This is a genomic window from Pseudomonas sp. NPDC090203 (assembly GCF_044746765.1).
Classification (GTDB): Bacteria; Pseudomonadota; Gammaproteobacteria; order Pseudomonadales; family Pseudomonadaceae; genus Aquipseudomonas; species Aquipseudomonas putida_AD.
Genome location: NZ_JBIVCV010000001.1, coordinates 565,566 through 590,413, shown reverse-complemented (window position 1 = coordinate 590,413; position 24,848 = coordinate 565,566). Strand labels below are relative to the sequence as shown.

Here is a 24,848-nt window from a genome sequence, read left to right as displayed (position 1 = left end):
GGCCCATCAGCCCTCCGAAACCTTTTCTTACTCACCGGCTCCCGACTTCCATACGACCCGAACGCCCGGTTTCAAGGGCTTGCAGCGCGGTACACATCCAGTCACTGATGCCTGCATTGACGCTCCGTGAACAAGGTCTAGGTTTGGGAAGCAGCTCAGGAAAGCTGCTCCCTAATCAACGATGTCATGGAGTATTACTCATGCGCATGTCCTACCTTTCTTCCCTCGTCTTCGCCGTGGTCGCCAGCTTCTCGATGGCTGCCAACGCACAAACCCCAGCCGCGACAGCCAGCCCGGCGCCCGCCACGACGATGGCCGCACCCGCAGCGCAGTCGGGCAAAGTCAACATCAACACCGCTTCGGCGGACGTCCTGCACAAGGAACTGTCCGGCATTGGCGCGGGCAAGGCAGCGGCGATCGTCGCCTATCGTGATGAAAACGGTGCGTTTGCGTCGGTCGACGAGTTGATTGAGGTCAAGGGCATCGGCAAGGCGCTGGTCGACAGGAACCGGGAAAAGCTGGCGCTCGACTGACCCGCGGACGCAGCAGAAGACCGATCGATGATCGGTCTTTTTTTATCCAGTGACAGTTGGGGGATGAGGGTTGCAGTCATCGCCCGGGCTTGACACTTCAAATGACAAAAATCATATAATCTTGAAAATTACGGTCGTAATATACCTCGATTGCTACGCTCAACGCCCATGGACCCAGACTCATGGGCAATCGCAGGTACGACGTTACACATCTGGCGCATGAATCTGCGCCTTTCCATGCAATGAAGGTTTAAAGGGTGAAGCCATGAACGCACGTCGCATCGTAGTCACGGGGATGGGGCTGGTGACGCCTTTGGGTACGGGAGTCGAGGCCGTCTGGCAGCGGCTGCTCGAAGGGCGCTCCGGTATCGTCCGGCTGCCTGAGGAAACAGTGGCCGATCTGCCGGCCAAGGTCGGCGGGCCAGTGCCGACGCTGGCCGAGGATACCGAAGCCGGGTTCGACGCTGACGCCGCAGCGCCGCCCAAAGAGCAGAAGAAGATGGACCGTTTCATCCTCTTCGCCCTCGGTGCGGCCCAGCAGGCGGTGACGCAGGCGGGCTGGGCGCCTTCCACCGATGAGGAGCGCGAGCGCACGGCGACGATCATCGGTTCCGGGGTGGGCGGTTTCGTCTCGATTGCCGATGCGGTACGCACCACCGACTCTCGTGGGCCACGCCGGCTTTCGCCGTTCACCATTCCATCGTTTCTGGTCAATCTGGCGGCCGGGCACGTTTCTATTCAGCATGGTTTCCAGGGACCGCTTGGCGCGCCAGTGACCGCTTGTGCCGCAGGTGTGCAGGCCATCGGTGATGCGGCGCGGATGATTCTCGCCGGTGAGGCGGACATTGCCATATGCGGCGGCGCCGAGGCCTGCATCGACCGAGTGTCGCTGGGTGGATTCGCGGCGGCGCGGGCGCTCTCCAGTGGCTTCAACGACACGCCAGAGCGCGCCTCGCGGCCGTTCGACCAGGACCGCGACGGCTTCGTGATGGGTGAGGGTGCCGGCATCATGGTCATCGAGTCTCTGGAGCATGCGCTGGCGCGAGGTGCCAAGCCAATTGTCGAACTGGTGGGGTATGGCACCAGCGCCGACGCTTATCACCTGACCGCCGGCCCTGAAGACGGCAGCGGCGCACGCCGGGCGATGCAGGCGGCCATCCGCCAGGCCGGCATCAAGCCGTCCGACATTGCGCATCTGAACGCCCACGCCACTTCAACGCCGGTGGGTGACAAGGGCGAGATGGCGGCGATCAAGACAGTGTTCGGCGATCAGGGCGGGGTGGCGGTGACGTCGACCAAGTCAGCGACCGGGCACCTGCTGGGTGCGGCGGGTGGCATCGAAGCGATTTTCACCGCGCTGGCGATTCGGGATCAGATTGCGCCGATGACGTTGAACCTGGAGAAGCCGGATGAGGCGGCAGCGGGCATCGATATCGTCCACGGCAAGGCGCGTCCGATGAAGATCGAGTATGCGCTGTCCAACGGCTTCGGCTTTGGCGGCGTCAATGCGAGCGTGTTGTTCCGCCGCTTCGAAGCCTGATTGAAACGCCATGCCCCTGCCTGTGGCGGCAGGGGCATTTCACCTCATGCCTGAGGGATCTGCAGTTTAAGCTGCTCGCGGGTGGTCTTGAGGATGCGCTCGGCCAGTTGCGGGTCTTTGGCGCTACGGGCCAGGACCAGGGCGCCGACCAGGCTGGACATCATCATCACGGCCTTGTCGCTGTTCTCGGAGCCCTCGGGCATGCCGGCCTGAAGTGCCGCGAGCATGCTGTTGATCAGCTCGTCGGTGATTTCGCTCGGCTGGCCGCGCTGGCCGAGTTCCGAGGACATGGTCGGCAACGGGCAGCCGTTCTCCGGCTCCAGACGATGAGCCGGGGCCAGGTACATATCAATGAACGCCTCGGCGGAGGTGTCATTGCCCAGCTTTTCAGCGCGCGATGCCTGCAGGCTGTCTACCGCGCAACGCAGGGCCTTTTCGACCAGATCATCCTTGGATTTGAAGTGGGCGTAAAAGCCACCGTGGGTCAGCCCCAATGCCTTCATCAGCGGCTGCAAACCGGTCGCGCCGATACCGTCACGACGAAACCGCGCGCCCGCCTCGACAAGGATGCGCTGATGGGTTTGGGCTTTATGATCTTCGGCGTAACGCATTGAAAGGAGCCTCCCGACTATGGCTCTTGAAATGTTGATCGACATTCTTACATGGATGAACAGCCGGCGCAGTATCCACGGTTCGGGAGGGGGCGACCATTGGTCAGAAGGTCACAGGGGGATTACAGACATCTGCGTCGCCTGACAGGGCCCTATCGAGAGCAAGCTCACTCCTACAGGACTGTGCATTTCAAATAATCGGTGGACCGCTGTACGAGCGCGCTTGCCCGCGACGGCGGTGGTACATCCGGTACATCGCTATCGCCTGGCACGGCCCCGTCGCGGGCAAGCGCGCTCCTACAGGGTATGGCAAATAATCGATGCGCCGCTGTAGGAGCGCGCTTGCCCGCGATGACGGAGGTACATCCGCCACATCGCTATCGCCTGGCACGGCCCCGTCGCGGGCAAGCGCGCTCATGCGGGGTGTGGCAAATAATTGGTGGACCGCTGTAGGAGCGCGCTTGCCCGCGATGACGGTGGTACATCCGCCGCATCTCTATTGCCTGGCATGGCCCCGTCGCGGGCAAGCGCGCTCCTACGGGGTGTGGCAAATAATCGATGCGCCGCTGTAGGCGCGCGCTTGCCCGCGACGACGGTGGTACATCCGCCACATCTCCATTGCCTGGCACGGCCCTGTCGCGGGCAAGCGCGCTCCTACGGGGTGTGGCAAATAATCGGTGGACCGCTGTAGGAGCGCGCTTGCCCGCGATGACGGTGGTACATCCGCCACACCTCTATTGCCTGGCACGGCCCTGTCGCGGGCAAGCGCGCTCCTACGGATGGATGCGGGGCGAGGGAATGCTGCAATCCTGTAGGAGTGAGCTTGCTCGCGATGAGGCCGGTACACCCAGCACAGCTCTCGGGCTTATTTAGGCCCCATCATCTTCGCCAGCACGTCAGGCCGTGGGGCGCCTTGTTGCTGTTGCAGGTGGCCATTGGCGTCCTTGTAGAAAATCGACGGTGTCGCCGACAGGCCCATGTCGTCCATCAGCTTCATGTTCGCATCGAGCTTGGCCTGGATGTCTTTGGGGATGGTGTCCATGGCCTTGAGCGTGCTGCTCTTGCCCGCCTGTTCGTGCTTCTGCAGGGCCAGTTCAGGGTTGGCATCAGCCAGCAGGGTGGCGGCCTTGGCGGCGCTGTCTTCGCGGATCACGCCGACCATGATGTGACGCAACTGCACCTTGCCGGACTTGACCCAGGGCCGCGCCTGTTCCCAGAAGATGTTGCAGTACGGGCAGTTGGCGTCGCTGAACAGGTAGATGACCTTGGGCGCGGTCTTGGCGCCGTCGGCGATCCAGGTGCTGTTTTCCATCTGGTTCCACATCTCTTTGGTCATGGGCTCGTAGACCAGCTTCTGCAGCGGCGCCTCGCTCAAATCTTCGCCTTTCTCGTCAAACAGATTGCCCGCCAGTACGTGCTTGCCATCGGCGGTCAGGTACAGCGCCATGGCTTGTTTCTGGTATTCGGCGGCGTAACCCTTGAGCCCACCGGGCGCATCGAAGCTGCCCTTGACCGTGGCACCCTTGGCTTCCAGCGCCTTGATCGGCGCGGGCAGTTCTTCGGCCTGCAACAGGGCGGTCTGGAAGGTGAGCAGGCTGGCGACGGCCAAGGTAGAAATCCGCATGTAACTCATTGAGTACTCCTGATTCGGGAAGAAGCCAGTGCCGCCGGTTCAGCGAGCTGCCCAAGGGCATGGGTCAGGCTGGCGTTGGACAGTTCGCCCAGGTGGCTGGCCGAAAGGCGGCCATCGGGGCGGTAGAAAAGGGTGGTAGGGAGCGCGGCCGAACCGACGCGTCGGGCCAGTTCACCAGAACCATCGAACAGCAGATTGTCTAGTTGCAGACCCTGGCTCGTCAGAAAAGTCCCGACCTCCCGTGGGGTCTCGGCCTGATTGACGAACAGGAAGACCACATCGGGGTTCGCCTGCTGGGCCGCCTGCAACACCGGCATCTCGCGCCGACACGGCGGGCACCAGGTGGCCCACAGGTTGATGACCAGTTTCTTGCCTTGGAAATCGCTCAACTGCACAGGCATACCTGCGGCGTTGCGCAAGGTCAGGTCCGGCAGGCGCGCATCCTGTTGCGATGCGCTGACCGCAAGGCTGGCCAGCCACCAGAACACCAGGCCACTGACCACGCCTATCCCCATCGGGGTGCGCAAGGCGGGCCGCCTGAAGCCGTGCACCAGGGCGCCGATCACCACGGCGACCACCCCCGGCCAGACCAGAAACCCGCCATCGCGGATGTCGATGATGCTCGCCGGATGGCTCTGATACTGCGTCCAGTACACCAGCACGAAACCCACACGCGCCAGCAACAGCCCCAGCAGGAACAGACCGAACAGCGCGCGTTCCGGGTTGACCCCTTGGCGACGGCCCCTGAGCCAGCCGACAAAGGTGGCCAGCACCAGAGCCGCCAACAGCAGCAAGTGGTTGAGCGCCAGGGAGAAGGGCCCCAGGGAAAAACTCAGCATCAACCCTGCTCCCGGGTCGCTTGCCACTGCTGCAGGAAGCCCTTGTCATCGACCTCGCCGGTGATGCGATGGGACCGGCGCTCGCTGCCGTCCGGGCCTAGCCATAACAGGGTTGGCGGGCCGGGGACCTTGTAGCGTTCGAGCAATTGACGGCTGGCGTCGTTGTCGGCGGTCACGTCCAGGCGCAGCAGGCGCACACCGTTCAGCGCCTCGATGACCTGGCTCTGCCCGAACACGGTCTTTTCCATGATCTTGCAGGACACGCACCAGTCGGCGTAATAGTCCACCAGCACCCACTGGCCATTGGCGGTGGCTGCGGCGAGTTCGCGGTCCAGTGTGGCCGCATCCTTGATGGTGGTGAAGGCATCGTGGTTGCTTGCGCTTTCGCTGTTGGTCCTGGAACCGCTGTAGACCTTCAGCGGTTGCCAGGGATCGTCCGCGCCCCCGGCGGCACCGATCAGCATCATCGTGCCCCACAGGCCGAGAATCAGCCCGACTGGCGCACAGATCGGCGCCGCGCGTTTGAGGCTGCGGGTCTGAGCGATAGCACTGAACGCGAGGATCAGCAGCAAGGCGCCGAACAGCGCAAGCCACAGGGGTTCGGCCAGCAGCGGACGAATCATGAAGAGTGCCGTGCCCAGCAACAGGAAGCCGAACACGCCCTTGACCAGGTCCATCCAGGCACCCGGTTTGGGCAGGAAGCGGTTACCCACCGTCACCACCAGCAACAGCGGCAGGCCAATGCCGAGCCCTAGCGAGAACAGCACCAGCGCGCCCTGCAAGGCGTTGCCGCTCTGAGCGATGTACAGCAAGGCACCGGCCAGCGGCGCGGTCATGCAGGGGCCGACCAGCAAACCGGACAACGCACCCAGGATGGCCGCACCTACCAGACTGCCACCCTGACGCTGGCGTCCGGCATTCTCCAGACGATCACGCACAAAGGCCGGCAATTGCAGTTCGAAGAAGCCGAACATCGGCAGCGAGAGCAACACGAACAATCCGGCGAAACTGCCCAGCAGCCAGGGTTGTTGCAGCGTGGATTGCAGGTTGCCACCCAGCAGCGCCGCGACCACGCCCAGCCCCGCGTAGATCAACGCCATGCTCAGCACATAGACCCCGGCCAGGGCGAAACCGCGACGCGGGCGGGCGCCGCTGCCCACCACCACGCCGGCGAGAATTGGCAGCATCGGCAGCGAGCAGGGGGTGAAGGCCAGCAGCAGACCCAGACCGAAGAAAATCAGCAGGCTCAGGCCCAGCGAGCGTTCCTGCAGCGTGCTGGCCAGCGCCTGATCCTGTGCCTGGCCGTTGACCACGGTCGCACCGCCTTTGCCCAGGTCCACCACCTGGGTTTGCGGCGGATAGCAAAGGCCGGCATCGGCACAGCCTTGCCAACCCACCTTCACCTGCCCGCTGGCAGACGCCGGGATCGTCAGCTCAAGGCCCTGCCGATAGACCTGCTGCTGGCCGAAATACTCGTCGTTGTGGTCTTCGCCAACCGGCAGAACCGGCAGCAGGCCCGCACTGAGGCCGTCGAACTTGAGGCGCTTCTGATAAAGGTAATAGCCGTCTGCGATTTGCCAGTACAGACGGGTTTCTCCGGAGTCGAGACGCTCGGAGCTGAATATGAAGGCCTGCTCGACAGGCAGGAAATCGGGCTTCTTGAACAGATCGCCGCCGGGCAACGCCTGAGCCAGCAGCGGGAACAACAGAAGCACCAGTATCAACAACTTACGCATGCGCACACCTTGCCAATCATCTATGAGCCGAGGTTGGAGCCCTGTGATTAAGTGCCGATTAACCCATCAACCAACCTGTCGAAATACCCGCCCGGGGATCATGCATAATCCACTCTTAATCCCGCGTTGTTTCAATTGCCTTTTCTGCCGAGGCCGCCCATGCACGTACTGCTTTGTGAAGACGACGACCTGATTGCCAGCGGCATCGTCGCCGGCCTCGATGCCCAGGGCCTGACCGTGGACCGCGTCGCCAACGCTGCGGGCGCGCGGGCGATGCTGTCGGCGGCGCACTTCGATGTCATGGTGCTGGACCTGGGGCTGCCTGACGAAGACGGCCTCAGGTTGCTGCGCCATCTTCGCCAGCAGGGGGTGGAAATTCCAGTGTTGATCCTCACGGCCCGCGACACTGTTACCGACCGTGTCGACGGCCTGCAGGCCGGCGCCGATGACTATCTGCTCAAGCCCTTCGACCTGCGTGAACTGAGCGCCCGGCTGCATACGCTGGTGCGGCGAATGGCCGGGCGCAGCGTCAACGTGATCGAGCATGGCCCCTTGACCTATGACCCCAGCACCCGCGAAACCCGCCTCTCGGGCCAGGCGGTGGACCTGTCCCGGCGCGAACAGGCGCTGCTTCAGGCCCTGCTCAACAATCACGGGCGCGTGCTGTCCAGCGAACAGCTCAAGGATTGCGTCTACGGCTTTGGCGATGAAGTGGAGAGCAACGCATTGAACGTTCATATCCATCACCTGCGGCGCAAGCTCGGTAGCCGAATCATCGAAACCGTTCGCGGCCTGGGCTACCGCCTGGGGCCGGCCGGCGATGTCGCGGAGCAACAGGGATGATGAGCCTGCGCACGCGCCTGAGCCTGATCCTGGGTTCGGCGTTCATCCTGATCTGGGTGCTGGCGGCGGCGTGGATGCTGCGCGACCTGCGCACGCAGATGATGCAGTCCCTTGACCAGCGGCTGGAGGCTTCGGCGCGGATGGTGGCGGGGTTGCTGGAGCAGATGCAGATGCCCGACGACGGCCAGAGCAGCTCGATGCACACCGCTGATCTGCGCATCCCCAACGGCATGGCCTGTCAGTTGAGCAGCCTGCGCGGCCAGGTGCTGGCGCGCACCGAAAGCTCGCCCGCCGAACCCTTGAAAGCTGACGCCAGCGGCTTTGTCGACCAGATGATCAACGGCGAGCACTGGCGCGTGTACACCATGATGCACGGCAACGTGCGGGTGAGCACCGCGGACCGGCAGATCGAGCGCGATGTGCTCGGCCAGTCGGTGCTGCTGGCGGCGTCGGTGCCGGTGCTGGTGGCGTTGTTCGGCAGCCTGATCCTGGTCTGGTTCGGCATTGGTCGCGGGCTGGCGCCGCTCAATCGCATGCGTGACGCCTTGAACCGGCACAGCGCCGATTCGGTCGAGCCACTGGACGTGCCGAACCTGCCCAGCGAGCTGCAGCCGTTGCTCAAGAGCCAGAACCAGTTGTTCCTGCGCATCGCCCAGACCCTGGAGCGCGAGCGCCGCCTGACCGGGGATGCGGCCCACGAATTGCGCAGCCCGCTGACCGCCATCAAGACCCACCTGCAAGTGGCGCGCATGACCGAGGGCGACAAGCGCGACAGGGCGCTGGCCCATGCCGAGGAGGGCGCTGACCGCATGCACCGCACCCTGGAGCAGTTGTTGCTGCTGGCACGGGTGGAGGGCAGTCTGTCGTTCGATGACGGCGTGCAGTGCGATGCCGAGAAGGTCGCACGGCTGGCGATTCACGATGCCAACCATGGCGATGACGAGCGCATCCAGTTGATCCTGCCGGGGCACCTGTCTACCGCCCCGGTGGAAATGCCGGCGGCGCTGGCGGTCGCTGCATTGCGCAACCTGCTGGACAACGCACTGCGCCACACCCAGCCCGGTGCGCGAGTGGAGTTGAGCCTTGAGACCTTTGACGGCCATGCGCATTTCCGGGTGCGCGACTACGGCCCGGGCATTCCGGAGCCGGATCTGGACAAGATGACCCAGCGCTTCTGGCGCAACGGCAAGAGCCCGGGCGCGGGGCTGGGGCTTGCGATCGTGCAGGCGATCGTCCAGCGCTCCGCCTGCTCGTTGCGGTTTGACAGCCGCAGCGATGGATTGCGGGTCGAATTGAGCGTGCCGTTGCGGCGAATTGACGGTTGACACGTAGGAGCGCGCTTGCCCGCGATAGCGGTGTGTCAAATGGTATTGATTGACCTGACACACCGCCATCGCGAGCAAGCTCACTCCTACAGGGGAGGGGGATTTTTCACCCCATCCAACCGTCGGAAACCTCTGAATCTGCGACCATCCCTCCGACAACCCTTTGATTCTGCTCTCTAATCCCGGACAATCGCGCCCCTTTCCCTGTACAGAACCGGTCAGGGGCGCTGACTGCCAAGTTTTTCGACGCGCTTTTGACCTTGTAGCTATCACCGGCAACGGAGAAATCGACCGGATGAATGATCAGGCCAACAGCGTCGAGCAACCTATCGACGCCGCGCCCGCGAGCGTGACTTCCAGCCTCACCAAATGGCAGCGCCACGACACCACCTGGATGCTCGGGTTGTTCGGCACCGCCATCGGCGCAGGCACCCTGTTCCTGCCGATCAACGCGGGCATCGGTGGCTTCTGGCCGCTGTTGATCCTGGCCCTGCTGGCCTTCCCGATGACGTTCTACGCACACCGCGGCCTGACGCGTTTCGTGCTCTCGGGCCGTGAAGGCGCGGACATCACCGAAGTCGTCGAGCAGCACTTCGGCAAGAAGGCCGGTGCGCTGATCACCCTGCTGTACTTCTTCGCGGTGTTCCCGATCCTGCTGATCTACAGCGTGGCACTGACCAACACCGTCAGCAGCTTCCTGGAACATCAACTGCACGTTCAGCCGCCTTCGCGCGCGCTGCTGGCCTTCGTGCTGATCCTCGGCCTGCTGGCCGTGGTGCGCTGCGGGGAGCAGTTGATCGTCAAGGCCATGAGCCTGATGGTCTATCCGTTCATCGTCGCCTTGCTGTTCCTGGCGGTGTTCCTGATTCCGCACTGGACCGGCGGCATCCTCACCACCGCAAGCCAGGTGCCTGCGCCCTCGGCGCTGCTGCACACCCTGTGGCTGGCGATTCCGGTGATGGTGTTCTCGTTCAACCACTCGCCGATCATCTCCGCGTTCGCCGTGGATCAGCGTCGCCAGTACGGCCCGGCTGCCGAACAGCGCAGCTCGCAGATCCTGTCCCGCGCCCACGGCTTGATGGTGGTCATGGTGCTGTTCTTCGTGTTCAGCTGCGTACTGACCCTGTCTCCTGAGCAACTGGCCGAAGCCAAGGCGCAGAACCTGTCGATCCTGTCGTACCTGGCCAACCACTTCAGCAACCCGACCATCGCCTTTGCCGCGCCGTTGATTGCCTTCGTGGCCATTACCAAGTCTTTCCTGGGCCATTACATCGGCGCCAGCGAAGGCCTCAAGGGCCTGGTCATCAAGAGCGGCAGCCGTCCGTCGCCCAAGATGCTGGACCGCCTCACCGCTGGCTTCATGCTGGTGGTCTGCTGGCTGGTGGCGACGCTCAATCCAAGCATCCTGGGCATGATCGAAACCCTGGGTGGCCCGGTGATTGCGGCGCTGCTGTTCTTGATGCCGATGTACGCCGTGCGCAAGGTCCCGGCCATGCGTCAGTACGCGGGCAAGCTGTCCAATGTATTTGTGGTGGTGGTCGGCCTGGTGTCGATTTCGGCCCTGGTGTATTCGCTGCTGCCCTGATTCATTCTCGCAGCACATGATCTCCGGGCTTGAGCCACCGCGTCAGCCGGTAAAAGCTGAAGCTGAAGCCCGGAAAGATCACCGTCACCTTGCCGCTGTTGCTCTGATACCAACTGCGGCACCCTCCCCAGGACCACACGGTGCGTTTCATCTCCCGATGAATCATTGCGGTGTAGCGCTCTTCCGCTTCGGGGCGCACTTCGATGCTGCCTTGGGCTGAGTTTCTCACGCTGGCAATACTGGCTATCACGTAATGCATCTGCGCTTGGAGCATGAACAGTGCCGAGGTGTGGCCGGTGCTGGTGTTGGGCCCGGTGATCAGGAACAGATTGGGAAAGCCCGGTACGCAGGTGCCCAGGTAGGCCCGCGGGAAGGGCTGCCAGACCTCCGCCAACCGCCGGCCGTCCCTACCCTCGATTGGATAGGGAATGGCGTTATCGGTGGTCTCGAAACCGGTGGCCCAGACGATCAGGTCCAGCGCCATATGCTCGCCGTCCGTGGTGACGATACCGTTCTGGTCGAGCCGGGCGATGGACGCGCTGTGCAGCGTCACGTTGCTGCGCTGCAGCGCCGGGTAGAGTTCGCTGGAGAGCAGCACGCGCTTGCAGCCCAGGGTGAAGTCGGGTGTCAGCTTGCGCCGTAGCTCAGCGTTCGGCACTTGCCGCTTCAGATGCCTGCGGGCCATCCATTGCACCAGCGCAAGCCCGGCCTTCGAATACTTGAAGCCGATGAAGCGGGTCTCAAGCTTCAGGTAAATCAGCGCGCGCAGCAGGCGCAAGGCCAGGGGGCTGGTCAACAGTCGGCGTTGCAGGTGGCTGAAGGTGTGATCGGGGCGCGGCAGCACCCAGTGGGCGGTGCGCTGGAAGACGTGCAATTGGGAGACATCCGAGGCAATCGCCGGAATGATCTGCGCAGCGCTGGCGCCGCTTCCTACAATCGCCACCCTTTTGCCCCGGTGATCGAAGCCAAGGTCCCAGTGATTACTGTGGAAACTCGTGCCTTTGAATACATCCATACACTCGAACGAGGGAATCTGTGGCTGGCTGAGGGGACCGCTGGCATTGATGACGAACCGGCTGCTGAACGTGCCTTTGCTGGTCTGGACTGTCCAGTGCCGAGTGGCGTCATCCCAGGTGAGCCCTTGGACCTCGGCGCCGGTTTCGATCCTGTCCAGCAGCCCGAAGCGTTCGACCACATGCCGGGTGTAGCGCTGCAGTTCTTCCTGGCCCGCGTACATCTGTGTCCAGGGAAAGGGCGCGAACGACAGCGAGTAGAGCGGCGAGGGAATGTCCACCGTGGCGCCGGGGTAGGTGTTCTGGCACCAGGTACCGCCGAAGAAGTCGCGCCGCTCCAGCAGGCGAAAGTCGTCGATGCCGGCCTTGAGCAGGTTGATCGCCGCGCACTGTCCGCCAAAGCCGCTGCCGATGATCAGCACCTCAAACGTCTTCATGGCTGGTCTCGTTCAATCCTCATGGAGGCACCCGTAGCAGTCCGGCTTGCCGGCGGCCGTCCCGTCGAAAATGCCGACGCCGGCAAGCCGGACTGCTACGGAATTGATCGATGATTTATAGCTGGGGTTTGACCAGTCGTCTGGAAAGTGTCGCGAGGTCATGATCCGGACGTTGCCTATCGTCGATAGTGGCCACATGCTGTCACCCCCTTTTCCCCGGAACCGTGGTCGATCATGAGCAATGAATCCCTGCCGCCAGGCACCGACAGCGACGTCTACAAAACCTTGCTCGAATCGACCCGGGCGATTCCCTGGCGGATTGATTGGCAGAGCATGACGTTCAGCTACATCGGCCCGCAGATCGAACAGTTGCTGGGCTGGGAGCAGGGCAGTTGGGTCGGGATCAACGACTGGGTCGAGCGCATGCATCCAGATGATCGCGATTACGTGGTCAACTTCTGCGTGTCGCAGTCCAAGGCCGGCGTCGATCACGAGGCCGATTACCGCGCCCTGACCAAGGATGGCGACTACGTATGGATTCGCGATGTGGTGCATGTGGTGCGCAAGAACGGCGAGGTCGAGGCGCTGGTCGGCTTCATGTTCGACATCAGCGAGCGCAAGAAGACCGAAGAGCACCTGGTGCGCCTGCAGAAGCAGCTTGAGGCGTTTTCCTATCAGGACGGCCTGACCGGCATCGCCAACCGGCGCATGTTCGACACCGTGCTCGAACGCGAGTGGGCCAGCGCCCAGGAAACCCATCAGCCGCTGTCGTTGATCATGATGGATATCGACTACTTCAAGCAGTACAACGACCACTACGGCCACATCAAGGGCGATGAAGCACTGCGCACCGTGGCCAAGACGCTGTCGCTGGCGGCGAACGAACCCGGGGATTTCATTGCCCGTATCGGCGGCGAAGAGTTCGTCTGGCTGCTGCCGCACACCTCTCGGGACAAGGCGCACCGGGTGGCCGAGAAATGCATGCAACTGGTTCGACAGCAGCAGATCCCCCACGAAAAATCCGACGTGTCGCCGCTGCTCACCCTGAGCCTGGGCGTGGGGACTGTCACGCCGGCGGCGGGCGATAGCGCGGTGGCGTTCATCGAGAAGGTCGATGCGTTGCTCTATCGGGTCAAGCGCAACGGTCGCATGCGCGCCGAGTACGGCGAGTTCTGAGCGGGGTATTAGCGGTTTGTGACCGGCGGGTCGCAAATCGACGAATGGTTTCTGAAGCTGGTCTATAGTCTCCCGGCGCCCTTGCGCACATCTTTTTTGGACAGGGAGGCTCAAACATGACTGACAGATCCGTAGTATCGACGAGCGCAGAAATCCTGGACTCGTCCGTGTCCTTCAAACCTGTTGACTATCCCCGTATCGGGAGAGCCAGAGCGGAGTCAGGCAATTTCGAGCTGAGCGAACTCAAACCATGGTTCACGCTTGTGGACGACGAGGAAGAAGAGGAGGAATAGCCACCTTGAGACCGCCGAGAAAGACCAGGGGTGTCACGGTCGTGCGCCTCTGGTCCCCACCCGTTTGGCTACACCTCTTCCAGTCTGGTTCTTTGGCTCGCATTGCCGTCATGTTTGACACTGGCGTCGTTACCCACGCATGATCCTGCTCGTTCATGAGCGATCCAGCGTGATACCGAGGCCATTATGTCTGCCAATCCCGAAGCCTTTCCCGGCGAGCGTCAGCGTCTGATTACCGAGCGTCTGGCCGTTCATGGCCGGGTGATCGCTGCAGAGCTGGCCGCTGAATTCAACGTCTCCGAGCATTCCATCCGCCGTGACCTGGGCACGCTGGCGTCGGCCGGGTTGTGCAAGCGGGTGTACGGTGGGGCCATTTCCCTGGCCAGCGACGGGCCGTTGACTGTACGCATCGAGCACGAACCTGGACGCAAACGCGCATTGGGTGTGGCGGCGGCGGGCCTGATCGGTGCCGGTCAGCACGTGTTCATCGATGGCGGCTCGACCAACCTTGCGATTGCCCGCGCCCTCGATCCGCAGATGGCTCTGACAATCACCACCAATTCCCCGGTGATCGCCGTGGAGTTGATGAAACTGCCGCAAGTGGAGGTGATCCTGCTGGGTGGGCGACTGAGCCCGGTGGCGGGCAGCACCTATGGTTTCACCACCATTTCGCAACTGACCCACTTCAATTTCGACCTGTGCTTTCTGGGCGCCTGCGCGCTGGATGCGGTCAAGGGCGTCACTGCGTTCGACATGGACGTGGCCGAGTTCAAGCGCGCCGTGGTGGCGCGCAGCGGGCAGGTGATGGTGGCGGTGATCAACGAGAAGCTTTCCAGCATCGCGCACTATCAGGTCGCGCCCTGCGACGAGGTCGGCACGCTGGTGGTCGAGCACGACGCGCCGTCTGACCGGCTGGAGCTGTTTCGCGGCCAGGTCGCGCAGATCGTCAAGGCTCAAGCCAGCGAGTGAGCCACCACGCTGCTGCCCTGCCAGATTTCCGTGCGGTTGCGCCCGTCATGCTTGGCCAGATAGAGCGCGGCGTCGGCCCGTTCGACGAATTCCTCCAGGCTGGTGCACTCGTGGGCCGCGCAGCCGTAGACCCCCAGGCTGATGCTGACGATGCCCACAGGATTGCCCTGATGTTCCAGGGCGCGGGTCAGCACTGACAGACGAATCTTCTCGGCCAGCAGGAACGCGCCCTGGGCATCGCTGTAGGGCAGGAACACGGCCATTTCTTCGCCGCCATAGCGCACCGCCAGGTCACCGGTGCGGTTGAGGTTGCTGCGCACGCACTCGGCCACCGCGACGATGCACTTGTCGCCGGCCACGTGGCCATAGTTGTCGTTGTAGCTTTTGAAGAAATCGATGTCGATCATGATCAGGCTCAGCGGGTGCAGATTGGCCTGGCCGTTGGCGAACTCCAGCCCGAGGATTTCCTGGAAATGGCGGCGGTTGGCCAGGCCCGTCAGGCTGTCCTGCAAGGCGAGTTTTTCCAGCGAGTGACTGGCGATGCGCAATTGCGATTCGGCATTGAGGCCGAAACGGATCTGCTGGAACAACAACACCCCGAACAGCAGGTTGGCCACTACCACGCAGACGATGATCGCCAGCGAACGCCAGGCGTACTGACGCCATTCCTCCAGCACTTCGTCCTCCGAGAGCCCCGCCAGCACCACCAGCGGGTAGCGGTCCAGGCGCTTGTAGCCGTACAGGCGCAGCTCGTGGTCCAGCACCGAGCGCACGGTCGCGGTGCCTTCGTAGTTTTCCTTCAGGTATTTGCGAAACAGCTCACCGTCGGCGATGGACGCGCCTCGCACGTTATCGATCGCCGGACGACGGGCCAGCACGATGCCGTCGGCCATGGCCAGGGTAATCACGCCCCGCTGGCCAATGCTGAAGCGGTCGAAGAAGCGGTCGAAATACGCAAGTTCGATGGTTGCCAGCACCACTCCTGCGAAGTTGCCGGCAGAGTCATTGACCCGTCGGGAAATCGGGATGATCCAGTCGCCGGTGGTGCGGCTGCGCAGGGCGTGGCCGATGTGGGGCAGGGTGCTGTCGATGGTCTTGTGGAACTGGAAATATTCGCGATCTGCGTTGTTGGCGTTTTCCGGCATGCGGTTCATCGAGGTGGCCGCCCAGTTGCCGTCCTTGTCGTAGATGAACAGGCCCTGGATCTGTTCGACGCTGCCGGCCGTGGCCCGCAGGAATTCATGCATGCGTGAACTGGTGGCCGCGCCGAAGCCGTCATAGGACAGACGCTCGACGATGCCCGCCACCGGAATGTCAGCCTGATCAAAGGTGTCCTGGGCCTGCTGCGCCATCGAGCGCGACAGGTTGGCAACATTGGTGTCGGCCAGTTCCAGCTCGTGGATGCGCGTCTGGCGCAATTGCCACAGCGTGATACTGGTAATGGAAAAACACACCAGCACGGTGAAAAAACCGGCAAGCCAAAGCACCGGCATGCGCTTGAGGCGCCTGCTCCTTGCGTCCAGGTCCGTCCCTTCTACCTGTCTCAATCCCCGCCCTCGCTGACGAACATGACTTCAGACCCGCCCACGGGACGAACGCCTCGCGGTTCGTGGCCATGGGTATCGCAACAGCGATCATAGAATCACAGCGTAGGACAAGTACGGGATTTTGAAGGGAAAATTGTCGAATCTTGTCAGATGAAGGAGGCTCGCCGGGTTGTTCAGTGAAAATGCCTGCGTGGAGCAGGGCACAGGTGCGGCCACTGACACACCAATGTCGCTGCCGATGCGGGCCTTTCATCCCCATGACCGGTATCATTGGCCTATCTACCCGACCTCGGTGCGACATGAATTCTCCGGAACCTGGCAAGGCGCCTTCCCCTGATCGCGATCGTATTTCCGCATCCTTGCTGGGGCCGGGTTGCGAGCCTGATCCTCGCTTCACCCTGGCCAACGAGCGAACCTTCCTGGCCTGGATTCGCACGGCGCTGGCGTTCCTGGCGGGCGGCATTGCGGTAGAAGCCTTCACCGGCGATGTGTTCAGCCCGGGGCTGCGCCGTGCGGTGGCGTTGTCCTTGCTGGTGCTGGCCATGCTGGTCAGCGCCAGCGCCTGCATCAGATGGCTGAAGGTCGAGCGGGCCATGCGTGTGCGCAAGCCGCTGCCATTGCCGGTGCTGGTGCCGATCCTCTCGCTGGGCGGTGCGCTGGTGGCGGCGGGGCTGATCGTCTTTCTGATCTACGGCGCGTCGTGAGCCGCCGCGCCCAGGCGCCTGCCACGCTGGGGCACGACGACCCCGGCCTGCAGCCGGAACGCACCTTGCTGGCCTGGCGGCGTACGCTGATGACGCTGCTGGTGGTGTGCACGATTTTCCTGCGCTGGATTCCACACTTCGGGCTGATTGCCTTGCTGCCCATCGTGTTCTCGCTGATGGCCGGGATCCTGATCCAGATCGGCCTCAACGCGCGCTATCGCAAGAGCGCCAAAGGCCTGAAGCAGGAGCGCATCCCCGCTCCCTTGCGCGAAGTGGTGGTGCTGGGCGCGACGGTGATCGTGCTCAGTGGGGTGGGAATCTATGCGGTGGTGTTCGGCTAAGAAACGCCGCACGACGCAACCGCAACCCCAATCCGCCCGCAACCGCAACCGCAACCGCAACCGCCAACGCCAACGCCAACGCGAACGCGAACGCGAACGCGAACGCCAACCCCAACCCCAACGCCTGTAGGAGCGCGCTTGCCCGCGACTGCGGTGTGTCAGGCGGTGCATGATTGACAGACACGCCGCCATCGCGGGCAAGCGCGCTCCTACGGTTCAGGGCTGGCGATCGGTTGCGATGGTTTGCCCCTCTGCCGCAGCCCCTGCGCGGCTCTCCTTGCGTTCGCTCAGCCAATCGGCGACCTGTGCGCCGAATTCCGGCGGTGCCTTGCGGCCGGTGCGCCGCGCAAGGTCGAGGATGGTCTGCTGCGCCAGGGCATCTTCCATGCGCTTCTGCGCGGTCATCATGGCGGCGTTTATCCCGCACATCCCTTCGGTTGCCCACTCGGGCGCGCAGCCGTCGAAAACTGCGCAACGGCCACGAATGTCCCGGCAATCGAAAATCAGCTTGCGCCCGTCAATCGCCGTGACGATGTCCAGCAGGGTGATTTCGTCCGAGGGCCGTCCCAGCCGAAATCCGCCGCGCACCCCTTCAGTGGCAACCACCAGCCTGGCCTTGGCCAGTTTGGTGAACACCTTGGCCAGGTATTCCTGAGGCACACCTTGCAGATCTGCCAGGTCGCGCACGCTGGCTTCGCGGCTGTCGCCGCGTTCATCGACCAGGTACAGCAGGCAGTGAATGCCGTATTCGACACCGGCACTGTAGAGAGACATGTCGATCTCCGACTGAATTGATCGTGCAAAAGCTAACAATTTGCGCAGTTCATCGCAAGGAACGCTGAGTCATGGCGATCAGTGGCAGCGGCGGCAAACCTGTTCCTGCGCCAGGTCGACGGTCGGTGTTTCTTCATAATCTATTGATTAACAACGTATTTATAAAGATGCAGGACGTGAATCTGGAGTTACACCTGAAAAAAGTGCTTGCCGAAATAAACTCCGATCAATAGAGTCGTAGTTGTCTTGAGGCGGTCGCCAACTCCGACCCGCATACACCTGAAACGTCCTTTTGTTATTTGGAGCACACGATGAAAAAGCAGATTCTGATTGTCGGCGCGGGTTTTGGCGGCATGTGGAGTGCCCTGAGTTCCACCCGTTTGCTGGACATGCATCAGCGCCACGACGTCGAAGTCACGGTGCTGGCGCCTGAAGCGGTGCTGGGCGTACGTCCGCGTTACTACGAGCAGCAAGTGCATCAGATGCAGTCGCCGCTGGGTCCGTTGTTCGATGCCGTTGGCGTGAACTTCATCAAGGGCATGGCTGACACCATCGACGTGGCCGGCAAAAAGGTGGGCTACACCGATGCCAACGGCGTCCAGACCTCGATCAACTACGACAAACTGGTTCTGGCCACCGGCAGCCGTGTCGTGCGCCCGGCTTCCGTGCCTGGGGTCGAACATGCATTCGACGTTGACCACATGAACGAGGCGACTCGCCTTGAGCAGCACATCAAGTCGTTGGCCCAGCAGCCTGAGTCGGCGATGCGCAACACAGTCGTGGTGGCGGGCGGCGGCTTCACCGGCATCGAAACAGCGACCGAAATGCCTGCGCGCCTGCGTGAAGCCCTGGGGGCGGATGCCAAAGTGCGCGTCATCATCGTTGACCGTGGCGAGAAGGTCGGCGCTGCACTGGGCGCGAACATCAGCCCGGCCATCGTCGAAGCCACCGAGGCGCTGGGCGTGGAATGGGTCGTCGATGCGTCTGTCGCCGCCGTGGATGCCAATGGCGTGACCCTGGCGGACGGGCGTCGCATCGATGCCAAGACCGTGGTGTGGACCGTTGGCGTGCGCGCCAGCTCCCTGACCGAGCAGATCCCCGGCGAGCGCGATGCCGCAGGCCGCCTGCACGTTGACCGCAACCTGAAAGTCATCGGCCAGGCCGACATCTTCGCCACCGGCGACACCGCCTACGCCGCCACCGACGATGAAGGCAACTTCGCCCTGATGACCTGCCAGCACGCCATCGCGCTGGGCCGCTCGGCCGGCAACAACGTCGCCGCCGACCTGCTGGGCGAAGCGCCGATTCCGTACAGCCAGGTGAAATACGTCACCTGCCTGGATCTCGGCGCCTGGGGCGCGGTGTACACCGAAGGCTGGGATCGCCAGGTCAAGCTGATCAAGGAAGAAGCCAAGCAACTCAAGCAGCAGATCAACTCGGTGTGGATCTACCCGCCAGTGGCCGAACGTGAGGCCGCGCTGGCTGCGGCGGACCCGTTGATTCCTGTGGTCGCATAATCTGACACATCAAACACGTAGCAGCACGGCTTGCCGGCGGGGCGATCTCAAGGACGCCCCCGCCGGCAAGCGGAACGTTCCCCGGCCGGGCTGCTACGTCGAACCCATCACACGCTCAACGATTCATATCCAGAATCATGCAGGTGGTGGTACCGGTCGCGAACAACCGTCCCTCGGCGTCGTAGATCTTGCCTTCGGCCAGCGCGGTCGAGCGGCCGACATGCACCACGGTGCCCTCGGCGCGGATCGGGCCGCTCTTGTCGGTCAGGGCGCGGATGTAGCTGATGCGCAAATCCAGGGTGGTGTAGCCCTGGCCTTTCTTCAGGCGGGTGTGGACTGAACAGCCCATGCAGGAGTCGAGCAGGGTGGCGGCGTATCCGCCGTGCACGATGCCCAGCGGGTTGTAATGCTGCGGGCCGGGAGTGCCCTGAAAGATGAAGGAGCCGGGCGTCCACTGGATCGGCACGAAGTCCATCAGTTCGCCGATTGGCGGGTGAGGGTAGAGCCCGCTGCCGATACCGTTGAAGAACTCCTCCGGCGTCAACTGCGCCACCTCCATCAGGTTCATGCTGCCAGCCTTGCCCAGCCGGGCACGCATTTCCTTTTCCTGTGCTTGCCAGAGGGCCAGGGTTTCTTCGCGAGAGGTGCTTTGCATGGGCGTACGCTCCGGGACGCATCCGGCGGAATGTCGGATGAGAAAAATTACGGTCATAATCCCGCTGCTTGATGTCGACCGCAATATCAAAAATGTCCAACAGTGGCAAAAGCGCCCGGCAGGTTTTTGTCTGGTGCGACACATCAAGTGTCGATTTGCACGTCCGTGGTTCGACTACTGTTCGAAACCCTGGACTATGGTGTTCGGGGAACCCTCTACAGAAGGACGCCGACCATGCGATTCATGATGCTGATGATCCCCAAGGGATACGAAACCGCAGCCCCTGGCACCCTGCCCGAGGCTGACGCCGTGGAGCGGATGATGAAATACAACGAATCCTTGCAGCAGGCCGGGGTGCTGCTGACCCTCGACGGCCTGCATCCGCCGACCATGGGCGCCCGCGTCACGTTCGACAAGGGCCAGGCACAGGTAATCCAGGCGCCGTTTCCGGGCGTCAGCGAAGTGCTGGGTGGCTACTGGATGCTTGAATTGCCGTCCCTTGAAGCCGCCATCGACTGGGCGAAACGCTGCCCGGCGGGGGACAATGAAACCGTCGAAGTGCGTCAGGTGATGAGCTTCGATGATTTTACGCCGGACATTCAGCAAGCAGCGGCGGGGTTCAACGAGATGCACCAGGACAAGCCCTGAACTGTCCCGTAGCAGCACGGCTTGCCGGCGGGAGCGGTGCATCAGAGAAAAATGCGCCGCCTGACACAACGCTCCCGCCGGCAAGCCGTGCTGCTACGAGGGCGGGGCCTCACACATGCCCATCCTTCTTCACAAAATGCTTGTGCATGTCCGCTGTCAGCGCCTCGACGCGTTCGGTCAGCACCTTGGTCATCTCCGTCAGGCGAGTGTTCTGCTCCAGCAGTTCGAGCATCTGTGCAGTGTTCTGCGCGGCGCGGGCCATGCGTTCTTCGTTGGCGACGGCCAGTGCTTCGCGGTGCTGGGCGTCGGCGTCGGAACTGGCCTTGTCGCGGGCGGCCTGACGGGTCTGCGCCAGCAGAATCAGCGGCGCGGCGTAGGCCGATTGCAGGCTGAACGCCAGGTTGAGCAGGATGAACGGGTAGACGTCGAAGGTCACCAACCCCGTCATGTTCGCCCCCACCCAGAGGAGCACGATCAGCGTCTGCGCCCCCAAAAAGGTAGGCGTGCCGAAGAACCGCGCAAAGGCTTCGGCTTTCAGCGCAAAGGCGTCAGTGCCGAAGGTCGGCCCCAGGTGCGCGTGGCCCTTGTGGAAACGCAGGTGATGATCGGTCGGGGACTGGCCCGGGTCGGCGGAGGATGGCGTGGCAGACATGGAGGCTTTCCTGAGGGCAGAAACATCCGCCCACTATAGGCCGCCTCCAGGGCTCTGTGCACTGAACGCCGGTGGAACGAGCCGCCGGGTGTCAGTCCAGCGGGTCCGGATACAGGGGCTTGGAGCGGTACATGATATTGGCGTAGTCGTAGACGTACTGCCGCCCCGCGTGGCTGGTCAGGCGCAGGTTGTCGATCAGTTGCCGCTCTTTCTTGTTCAGGTATCTCACCCCTTGGAGGCCACTGGACTTGAGGCGATCTCGTTCATGGGCGTCAGGAAAGGTGATGACGTTCGTCATGAAAAATCTCCTTGATGGGGTCCATACCCGGCTCCCTGTGCCGGTGTCGCCGTTTATCGTGCGACGGCCCACCATACTCACAACAGGTCGGACCCTTCAACCCCGCGAGCGATCGATGGCTCATGCGATCTGGATGATCTCGAAGGATTGGCGGCTGCCATTGACGGTGATTTCCAGCTCATCGCCGTCGAACTTGCCCAGCAGATTCTGCCCCAGTGGCGCCTTGGCGGTGATCACCGTCACCAGGGTCTGGTCCAGGCTGACCTTGAGGCCAGCCGCATCGGGGCCCAAAAACAGCGTCTGTTGAACGCCGTTTTCCGATTCCAGGCTGATCAGGTCACCGGGCTGAATGCCGCGCTGGTCGTCGAAGGGCTTGAGCACCAGGCTGCGGTAGGCCGCCAGCGCCAGACGGATTTCCTCGACCCGACGCGCCTGCCCGGCGGCCAGGTACGACGCCTCCAGCCCGAGGGTGTCGTACTTGTTTTCGGCGATGTTTTCTTCGTGGGTCGCGGTTTCGTAGGCCGTTTGTGCGGCGCGAATCGCGACCTCCAGGTCGATTTCCAGCTTTTCGACGATCCGTTGCAGGACCTGTTGCTTGTTCATAGGGCTTGCTTGTCTCTCGCGGTTCAGCCGCAGTACTGATAAATGGCGGCGCGGCTCTTTTCGCTCGGCGCGGTCTGGTTCTGCTGCATCCAGAACTGGCATTTGGGGCCATTGAAGCTGCGTTGGCGCTCGGCCTGTTCGGCCTCCTGCGCCTGGCGGGCTTCACTGTCTCGCAGGATCTGCCGGTACTGGTCGAACATCGGGTTGTCGCTTTCAGGTTTGGCTTTTGCCGCAGGCGGCGCAGTCAATTGCGTGGCTGCGTTGCTCACGGCCTGCGTCTGCTCGGCAGGCAGCAGCCGGTAGATCAGCCAGCCGGTGAGCGCGACGGCGAGAAACCCCAGCCAGATACCCGCGGCAATGGACAGCACCAGCTTCAGAGGACGCAGCGTGACGGACAATTCGCGATGGTTGACGTACATGGCAGACTCCCTACTTGCGCATATGAGGTCGACTCGGGCTGCAATTGTCGCATGATCGGGGGTGGTGATTGTGCGCCGGAATGAAGGACAATCCGCTTTTTTGAACAGTCTCGAGGAGCCGGGATGAAAGCCTCTTGGGATATTTTCTGCACGGTTGTGGATAACTTTGGCGACGTCGGCGTGACTTTTCGCCTGGCGCGCCAGTTGGTGGCAGAGCACGGCATGGACGTGCGCCTGTGGATCGACGATCTGTCGGCGTTCGCCCGTCTGTGCCCTGGCGCGGACGCTGAGGCCCGTCAACAGTGGCGCGAGGGCGTCAATGTGTGTTTCTGGCCCGCAGACTGGCAGGCAGTGGAGCCTGCCGATGTGGTGATCGAAGCCTTTGGCTGCCATCTGCCGCCTGCGCAGATCGAAGCGATGAAGGCCCGCAACCCCAAGCCGCTGTGGCTGAACCTGGATTACCTCAGCGCCGAGGAGTGGGTCACCGGTTGTCACGGCCTGCCGTCGCTGCAATCGAGCGGCATCCAGAAATTCTTTTTCTTTCCGGGGTTTCGTCCGACCACGGGCGGGCTTCTGCGCGAGGCCGGGCTGATCGCGCGCCGTCACGCATTCGAGCAGGACCCGGCGGCGCAACAGGCGTTTCTGGCGCAGTTGGGCGTTTATCCACAGCCCGGCGCGCAGCTTGTTTCGCTGTTTGCCTATGAGCACGCAGGGCTGGGGTCATGGCTGGACAGTCTGGCCCAGGCCGGGCGGGCCACTCATCTTCTGGTGCCCGAAGGCCGCATCATCGGTGACGTGCAGCGCTGGCTGGGTGTCGAGGGGTTGAACGCTGGGGCGCTGCATGTGCGCGACAACCTGACGATTCAGGTGCTGCCTTTCGTCCGCCAGGAGCAGTACGACCTCTTGCTGTGGTGCTGCGCATTCAACGTGGTGCGCGGCGAAGACTCGTTCGTGCGGGCGCAATGGGCGGGCCGGCCGTTCATCTGGCACATCTATGAGCAGGACGATGACGCCCACTGGGCCAAGCTCGATGCGTTTCTGGAACTGTATCTGGCGGGGTTGTCCGAGGCGGCGGGGCAGGCACTGACCCAGGTCTGGCGTGCGTGGAACGCCGGGCAGGACATGGCCGAAAGCTGGAACACCCTGCAACACCATCGCCAGGAGCTTGCAGGGCACGCCGAGCGCTGGTGTCTGGAACAGGCCTTGCAAGATGATCTGACGACTGCGCTGGTAACGTTTTACCGAAATTGGATATGATACGCGGCCTTGTATTAAGCCCTGTACGAAAAGTGGCTTTTCGTACAGGGCTTAGAAAGAACTTCAATCCAAATTCGGATACTCGTAATGAAAACTGGTAAAGAGCTTAAACCCGGCACCGTGATCCGTATCGACAACGATCCTTGGCTGGTTCAGAAAGCTGAATTCACCAAGTCGGGTCGTAACAGCGCGATCATGAAGACCAAGCTGAAGAACCTGCTGACCGGCTACAAGACTGAAACCGTCTACTTCGCCGACGACAAGCTGGACGACGTGATCCTGGATCGCAAAGAAGCCACCCTGTCTTTCATCAGCGGTGACTCCTACACGTTCATGGACACCACCGACTACACCATGTACGAGCTGAACGCCGAAGACATCGAAAGCGTTCTGCCATTCATCGAAGAAGGCATGACCGACGTCTGCGAAGCCGTTTTCTTCGAAGGCCGTCTGGTTTCCGTAGAGCTGCCGACCACCATCGTGCGTCGCGTTGACTACACCGAAGGTTCCGCTCGCGGCGACACTTCGGGCAAGGTCATGAAGCCTGCCAAGCTGGCTAACGGCACCGAGCTGCAAGTAGCCGACTTCATCGAAATCGACGACATGATCGAGATCGACACCCGTGAAGGCGGTTCGTACAAAGGCCGTGCGAAGTAAGCACTGCTTTTTGTAACGCCGGATACGAAAAAGCCCGACCATTGAGTCGGGCTTTTTTGTGGGCGGGGGTTACCAGTTCATGGGACTTTCCCTGCATATGTTTGCTGCTTGTCGGTACGCCGTCGCGGGGGGGGGGGGGGCGCGGGGGGGGGGGGGGCCCCCGCGGGGGGGGGGGCCCCCCCCGCCCCCGGGCCGGGGAATAAGGCAGGGCGAGGAGGGGGCCGCCCGCCGCACGCCCGCCCA

General features: G+C 62.6%; 26 protein-coding genes. 14 read left to right on the top strand and 12 right to left on the bottom strand.

Annotated features, from left to right (window positions below; all coding sequences use genetic code 11):
• Nucleotides 1-200 precede the first annotated feature (200 nt).
• Nucleotides 201-533 (top strand): ComEA family DNA-binding protein, encoded by a 333-nt coding sequence (locus tag ACIPO9_RS02705; RefSeq protein WP_400604138.1) that lies wholly within the window; start codon nt 201-203, stop codon nt 531-533.
• Between the two features lie 265 nt (nt 534-798).
• Complete coding sequence (gene fabF / locus ACIPO9_RS02700) at nt 799-2,073, top strand: beta-ketoacyl-ACP synthase II (RefSeq protein WP_400778728.1); 1,275 nt, start codon at nt 799-801, stop codon at nt 2,071-2,073.
• A gap of 44 nt (nt 2,074-2,117) precedes the next feature.
• Here the strand turns inward: fabF and ACIPO9_RS02695 are convergent, their stop codons facing one another.
• From ACIPO9_RS02695 to dsbD, 4 genes are all read right to left on the bottom strand, one after another.
• Nucleotides 2,118-2,684, bottom strand: coding sequence for a TetR/AcrR family transcriptional regulator (locus ACIPO9_RS02695; protein ID WP_274132286.1), 567 nt, complete (start codon nt 2,682-2,684; stop codon nt 2,118-2,120).
• An 865-nt stretch (nt 2,685-3,549) separates the two neighbouring features.
• Nucleotides 3,550-4,308, bottom strand: a complete 759-nt coding sequence (gene dsbG / locus ACIPO9_RS02690) for a thiol:disulfide interchange protein DsbG (RefSeq protein ID WP_400778784.1) — start codon at nt 4,306-4,308, stop codon at nt 3,550-3,552.
• A 5-nt stretch (nt 4,309-4,313) separates the two neighbouring features.
• Nucleotides 4,314-5,156 carry a prolipoprotein diacylglyceryl transferase family protein gene (locus ACIPO9_RS02685; RefSeq protein ID WP_400778726.1) on the bottom strand — a complete coding sequence of 281 codons (843 nt, stop codon included), beginning with the start codon at nt 5,154-5,156 and terminating at the stop codon, nt 4,314-4,316.
• Entirely contained in the window at nt 5,156-6,892 is a 1,737-nt protein-coding gene (gene dsbD, locus ACIPO9_RS02680; RefSeq protein ID WP_400778724.1) for a protein-disulfide reductase DsbD, read from the bottom strand. Before dsbD ends, ACIPO9_RS02685 begins: the two co-directional genes overlap by 1 nt.
• Before the next feature lie 159 nt (nt 6,893-7,051).
• Here dsbD and ACIPO9_RS02675 point away from each other — a divergent pair, with 159 nt between their 5' ends.
• The 3 genes from ACIPO9_RS02675 (at nt 7,052) to ACIPO9_RS02665 (ending at nt 10,645) form a co-directional block, all read left to right on the top strand.
• Complete coding sequence (locus tag ACIPO9_RS02675) at nt 7,052-7,735, top strand: response regulator (protein ID WP_274132280.1); 684 nt, start codon at nt 7,052-7,054, stop codon at nt 7,733-7,735.
• Nucleotides 7,732-9,060, top strand: a complete 1,329-nt coding sequence (locus ACIPO9_RS02670) for an ATP-binding protein (protein ID WP_400778722.1) — start codon at nt 7,732-7,734, stop codon at nt 9,058-9,060. Before ACIPO9_RS02675 ends, ACIPO9_RS02670 begins: the two co-directional genes overlap by 4 nt.
• 295 nt (nt 9,061-9,355) lie before the next feature.
• Complete coding sequence (locus ACIPO9_RS02665) at nt 9,356-10,645, top strand: serine/threonine transporter (protein ID WP_400778720.1); 1,290 nt, start codon at nt 9,356-9,358, stop codon at nt 10,643-10,645.
• Between the two features lies 1 nt (nt 10,646).
• Here ACIPO9_RS02665 and ACIPO9_RS02660 read toward each other — a convergent pair whose 3' ends face one another.
• Entirely contained in the window at nt 10,647-12,095 is a 1,449-nt protein-coding gene (locus ACIPO9_RS02660; protein ID WP_400778719.1) for a flavin-containing monooxygenase, read from the bottom strand.
• 234 nt (nt 12,096-12,329) lie between these two features.
• Between ACIPO9_RS02660 and ACIPO9_RS02655 the strand changes: the two genes are divergently transcribed.
• Nucleotides 12,330-13,271, top strand: a complete 942-nt coding sequence (locus ACIPO9_RS02655; RefSeq protein WP_400778717.1) for a diguanylate cyclase domain-containing protein — start codon at nt 12,330-12,332, stop codon at nt 13,269-13,271.
• A 479-nt stretch (nt 13,272-13,750) separates the two neighbouring features.
• Nucleotides 13,751-14,533: a DeoR/GlpR family DNA-binding transcription regulator gene (locus tag ACIPO9_RS02650; RefSeq protein WP_400778716.1), complete on the top strand. Its 783-nt coding sequence runs from the start codon at nt 13,751-13,753 to the stop codon at nt 14,531-14,533.
• On the opposite strand, the gene ACIPO9_RS02645 is transcribed toward ACIPO9_RS02650, so the two are convergent.
• A complete protein-coding gene (locus ACIPO9_RS02645) occupies nt 14,518-16,026 on the bottom strand; it encodes a diguanylate cyclase (protein WP_400778714.1) in 1,509 nt (502 codons plus the stop codon). The genes ACIPO9_RS02650 and ACIPO9_RS02645 overlap by 16 nt on opposite strands.
• Before the next feature lie 353 nt (nt 16,027-16,379).
• Between ACIPO9_RS02645 and ACIPO9_RS02640 the strand changes: the two genes are divergently transcribed.
• The gene (locus ACIPO9_RS02640) at nt 16,380-16,784 is read left to right on the top strand and encodes a YidH family protein (protein ID WP_274132271.1); all 405 of its coding nucleotides are present in this window, start codon (nt 16,380-16,382) and stop codon (nt 16,782-16,784) included.
• On the top strand, nt 16,781-17,125 hold the full coding sequence (locus ACIPO9_RS02635) for a DUF202 domain-containing protein (protein ID WP_400604116.1): 345 nt from the start codon (nt 16,781-16,783) through the stop codon (nt 17,123-17,125). The genes ACIPO9_RS02640 and ACIPO9_RS02635 overlap by 4 nt, the downstream gene beginning before the upstream one ends.
• Before the next feature lie 216 nt (nt 17,126-17,341).
• Here the strand turns inward: ACIPO9_RS02635 and ACIPO9_RS02630 are convergent, their stop codons facing one another.
• Complete coding sequence (locus tag ACIPO9_RS02630; RefSeq protein ID WP_400778712.1) at nt 17,342-17,899, bottom strand: RrF2 family transcriptional regulator; 558 nt, start codon at nt 17,897-17,899, stop codon at nt 17,342-17,344.
• A gap of 71 nt (nt 17,900-17,970) precedes the next feature.
• Between ACIPO9_RS02630 and ACIPO9_RS02625 the strand changes: the two genes are divergently transcribed.
• Nucleotides 17,971-18,132 carry a hypothetical protein gene (locus ACIPO9_RS02625; protein WP_400778710.1) on the top strand — a complete coding sequence of 54 codons (162 nt, stop codon included), beginning with the start codon at nt 17,971-17,973 and terminating at the stop codon, nt 18,130-18,132.
• 78 nt (nt 18,133-18,210) lie between these two features.
• Entirely contained in the window at nt 18,211-19,416 is a 1,206-nt protein-coding gene (locus ACIPO9_RS02620; protein ID WP_274132267.1) for an NAD(P)/FAD-dependent oxidoreductase, read from the top strand.
• 115 nt (nt 19,417-19,531) lie between these two features.
• On the opposite strand, the gene ACIPO9_RS02615 is transcribed toward ACIPO9_RS02620, so the two are convergent.
• Nucleotides 19,532-20,071, bottom strand: a complete 540-nt coding sequence (locus ACIPO9_RS02615; protein ID WP_400604110.1) for a PaaI family thioesterase — start codon at nt 20,069-20,071, stop codon at nt 19,532-19,534.
• A 234-nt stretch (nt 20,072-20,305) separates the two neighbouring features.
• On the opposite strand from ACIPO9_RS02615, the gene ACIPO9_RS02610 reads away from it, so the two are divergent.
• Entirely contained in the window at nt 20,306-20,719 is a 414-nt protein-coding gene (locus ACIPO9_RS02610) for a YciI family protein (RefSeq protein WP_274132264.1), read from the top strand.
• Between the two features lie 109 nt (nt 20,720-20,828).
• Here ACIPO9_RS02610 and ACIPO9_RS02605 read toward each other — a convergent pair whose 3' ends face one another.
• The 4 genes from ACIPO9_RS02605 to ACIPO9_RS02590 form a co-directional block, all read right to left on the bottom strand.
• Entirely contained in the window at nt 20,829-21,371 is a 543-nt protein-coding gene (locus tag ACIPO9_RS02605) for a DUF1003 domain-containing protein (protein WP_400778708.1), read from the bottom strand.
• A gap of 91 nt (nt 21,372-21,462) precedes the next feature.
• Nucleotides 21,463-21,669, bottom strand: a complete 207-nt coding sequence (locus ACIPO9_RS02600) for a hypothetical protein (protein ID WP_274132262.1) — start codon at nt 21,667-21,669, stop codon at nt 21,463-21,465.
• Nucleotides 21,670-21,789: 120 nt separating this feature from the next.
• Nucleotides 21,790-22,272, bottom strand: a complete 483-nt coding sequence (locus ACIPO9_RS02595; RefSeq protein WP_400778706.1) for a transcription elongation factor GreAB — start codon at nt 22,270-22,272, stop codon at nt 21,790-21,792.
• A 23-nt stretch (nt 22,273-22,295) separates the two neighbouring features.
• The gene (locus tag ACIPO9_RS02590) at nt 22,296-22,691 is read right to left on the bottom strand and encodes a hypothetical protein (protein WP_274132258.1); all 396 of its coding nucleotides are present in this window, start codon (nt 22,689-22,691) and stop codon (nt 22,296-22,298) included.
• Nucleotides 22,692-22,814: 123 nt separating this feature from the next.
• Here ACIPO9_RS02590 and earP point away from each other — a divergent pair, with 123 nt between their 5' ends.
• Nucleotides 22,815-23,948, top strand: a complete 1,134-nt coding sequence (earP, locus tag ACIPO9_RS02585) for an elongation factor P maturation arginine rhamnosyltransferase EarP (RefSeq protein WP_400778704.1) — start codon at nt 22,815-22,817, stop codon at nt 23,946-23,948.
• A gap of 87 nt (nt 23,949-24,035) precedes the next feature.
• On the top strand, nt 24,036-24,605 hold the full coding sequence (locus ACIPO9_RS02580) for an elongation factor P (protein ID WP_274132254.1): 570 nt from the start codon (nt 24,036-24,038) through the stop codon (nt 24,603-24,605).
• Nucleotides 24,606-24,848: the final 243 nt, after the last annotated feature.

What these genes read in the sequence shown, in the direction of transcription:
- ACIPO9_RS02705 (WP_400604138.1), top strand. Translation starts at nt 201, where the DNA reads ATGCGCATGTCCTACCTTTCTTCCCTCGTCTTCGCCGTGGTCGCCAGC.
- fabF (WP_400778728.1), top strand. Translation starts at nt 799, where the DNA reads ATGAACGCACGTCGCATCGTAGTCACGGGGATGGGGCTGGTGACGCCT.
- ACIPO9_RS02695 (WP_274132286.1), bottom strand. Translation starts at nt 2,684, where the DNA reads ATGCGTTACGCCGAAGATCATAAAGCCCAAACCCATCAGCGCATCCTT.
- dsbG (WP_400778784.1), bottom strand. Translation starts at nt 4,308, where the DNA reads ATGCGGATTTCTACCTTGGCCGTCGCCAGCCTGCTCACCTTCCAGACC.
- ACIPO9_RS02685 (WP_400778726.1), bottom strand. Translation starts at nt 5,156, where the DNA reads ATGCTGAGTTTTTCCCTGGGGCCCTTCTCCCTGGCGCTCAACCACTTG.
- dsbD (WP_400778724.1), bottom strand. Translation starts at nt 6,892, where the DNA reads ATGCGTAAGTTGTTGATACTGGTGCTTCTGTTGTTCCCGCTGCTGGCT.
- ACIPO9_RS02675 (WP_274132280.1), top strand. Translation starts at nt 7,052, where the DNA reads ATGCACGTACTGCTTTGTGAAGACGACGACCTGATTGCCAGCGGCATC.
- ACIPO9_RS02670 (WP_400778722.1), top strand. Translation starts at nt 7,732, where the DNA reads ATGATGAGCCTGCGCACGCGCCTGAGCCTGATCCTGGGTTCGGCGTTC.
- ACIPO9_RS02665 (WP_400778720.1), top strand. Translation starts at nt 9,356, where the DNA reads ATGAATGATCAGGCCAACAGCGTCGAGCAACCTATCGACGCCGCGCCC.
- ACIPO9_RS02660 (WP_400778719.1), bottom strand. Translation starts at nt 12,095, where the DNA reads ATGAAGACGTTTGAGGTGCTGATCATCGGCAGCGGCTTTGGCGGACAG.
- ACIPO9_RS02655 (WP_400778717.1), top strand. Translation starts at nt 12,330, where the DNA reads ATGAGCAATGAATCCCTGCCGCCAGGCACCGACAGCGACGTCTACAAA.
- ACIPO9_RS02650 (WP_400778716.1), top strand. Translation starts at nt 13,751, where the DNA reads ATGTCTGCCAATCCCGAAGCCTTTCCCGGCGAGCGTCAGCGTCTGATT.
- ACIPO9_RS02645 (WP_400778714.1), bottom strand. Translation starts at nt 16,026, where the DNA reads ATGCCGGTGCTTTGGCTTGCCGGTTTTTTCACCGTGCTGGTGTGTTTT.
- ACIPO9_RS02640 (WP_274132271.1), top strand. Translation starts at nt 16,380, where the DNA reads ATGAATTCTCCGGAACCTGGCAAGGCGCCTTCCCCTGATCGCGATCGT.
- ACIPO9_RS02630 (WP_400778712.1), bottom strand. Translation starts at nt 17,899, where the DNA reads ATGTCTCTCTACAGTGCCGGTGTCGAATACGGCATTCACTGCCTGCTG.
- ACIPO9_RS02625 (WP_400778710.1), top strand. Translation starts at nt 17,971, where the DNA reads ATGGCGATCAGTGGCAGCGGCGGCAAACCTGTTCCTGCGCCAGGTCGA.
- ACIPO9_RS02620 (WP_274132267.1), top strand. Translation starts at nt 18,211, where the DNA reads ATGAAAAAGCAGATTCTGATTGTCGGCGCGGGTTTTGGCGGCATGTGG.
- ACIPO9_RS02615 (WP_400604110.1), bottom strand. Translation starts at nt 20,071, where the DNA reads ATGCAAAGCACCTCTCGCGAAGAAACCCTGGCCCTCTGGCAAGCACAG.
- ACIPO9_RS02610 (WP_274132264.1), top strand. Translation starts at nt 20,306, where the DNA reads ATGCGATTCATGATGCTGATGATCCCCAAGGGATACGAAACCGCAGCC.
- ACIPO9_RS02605 (WP_400778708.1), bottom strand. Translation starts at nt 21,371, where the DNA reads ATGTCTGCCACGCCATCCTCCGCCGACCCGGGCCAGTCCCCGACCGAT.
- ACIPO9_RS02600 (WP_274132262.1), bottom strand. Translation starts at nt 21,669, where the DNA reads ATGACGAACGTCATCACCTTTCCTGACGCCCATGAACGAGATCGCCTC.
- ACIPO9_RS02595 (WP_400778706.1), bottom strand. Translation starts at nt 22,272, where the DNA reads ATGAACAAGCAACAGGTCCTGCAACGGATCGTCGAAAAGCTGGAAATC.
- ACIPO9_RS02590 (WP_274132258.1), bottom strand. Translation starts at nt 22,691, where the DNA reads ATGTACGTCAACCATCGCGAATTGTCCGTCACGCTGCGTCCTCTGAAG.
- earP (WP_400778704.1), top strand. Translation starts at nt 22,815, where the DNA reads ATGAAAGCCTCTTGGGATATTTTCTGCACGGTTGTGGATAACTTTGGC.
- ACIPO9_RS02580 (WP_274132254.1), top strand. Translation starts at nt 24,036, where the DNA reads ATGAAAACTGGTAAAGAGCTTAAACCCGGCACCGTGATCCGTATCGAC.